Annotated in this window: 1 protein-coding gene; it reads left to right on the plus strand. The window is 57.8% G+C overall.

Annotated elements, in window-relative coordinates; genetic code table 11:
• The first annotated feature begins 67 nt into the window (after window positions 1-67).
• Complete coding sequence (locus THS5294_RS06145; protein WP_058123054.1) at window positions 68-1000, plus strand: IS5 family transposase; 933 nt, start codon at window positions 68-70, stop codon at window positions 998-1000.
• The last annotated feature ends 54 nt before the right edge of the window (window positions 1001-1054 follow it).

Genomic DNA, 1054 nt, shown 5'->3' on the forward strand with positions numbered 1-1054 from the left:
GGCTTTGTTGCACAAATCCCATCATGAGGGGATTCACTACGTGAAGCCAGCGTGGTAGCGGGTTGCGATGAGCAGCTGGACACCGACGACGTACAAGACCCGGAACTGGGCAGAGTACAATCATTCACTTAAGCAGCGGGGATCGCTGTTGATCTGGTTTGATCCAGAGATGTCATGGGAAGCAGAGGCCTCTGGACGCCGTGGGCGTCAGAAAACCTACAGCGATGCAGCCATCCAAGCCTGTTTGACCCTCAAGGTTCTATTCGGCTTGCCCTTGCGGCAGACGACCGGGTTTGTGGAGAGCTTGCTGAAACGGGTTGAGCTGGACTGGTCGGTGCCGGACTTCAGTACCCTGTGTCGGCGTCAGAAGACGTTGTCCGTCGCCATCCCTTACAAGGGATCAGCAGGACCACTTCACCTGCTTGTCGACAGCACAGGCATTAAGGCTGAAGGCGAAGGAGAGTGGAATGCCCGCAAGCATGGCGGTCCAAAGCGCCGCTTGTGGCGCAAGATCCACATTGGGGTCGATGAGGAAACGCTGGAGATCCGCGCGATCGAGGTGACGAGTAGCAGCATTGGGGACGCCCCGATGCTGCCAGACTTGCTCAGCCAGATCCCACCTGATCAGGAGCTTGGCAGCGTCACGGCGGACGGAGCATATGATACACGCAAATGCCATGATGCGATTGCGGCACGCAATGCGCACGCCGTCATACCCCCGCGCAAGAACGCCAAGATGTGGAAACCTGACACAGCAGGAGCGAAAGCGCGTAACGAAGCAGTGCGATCCTCAAAGTATCTGGGTCGTGCTTTGTGGCGAAACCTGACTGGATATCACCGCCGGAGCCGCGTTGAGACAAAAATGCATTGTGTAAAGCTACTCGGTCAGCGCCTCTTGGCGCGGGACTTCGATCGCCAGGTTGCAGAGATCCAGATCCGTGCCGCGATCCTAAACGGCTTCACAGCTCTTGGCATACCGCGTACGGTGGCCGTAGGCTAAATCCGTCCGGGGTCAGGGGAAACACGTCCCCAAGCGGGTTTGTGCAACAAAGCC

The organism is Thalassobacter stenotrophicus (assembly GCF_001458315.1).
Classification (GTDB): Bacteria; Pseudomonadota; Alphaproteobacteria; order Rhodobacterales; family Rhodobacteraceae; genus Thalassobacter; species Thalassobacter stenotrophicus.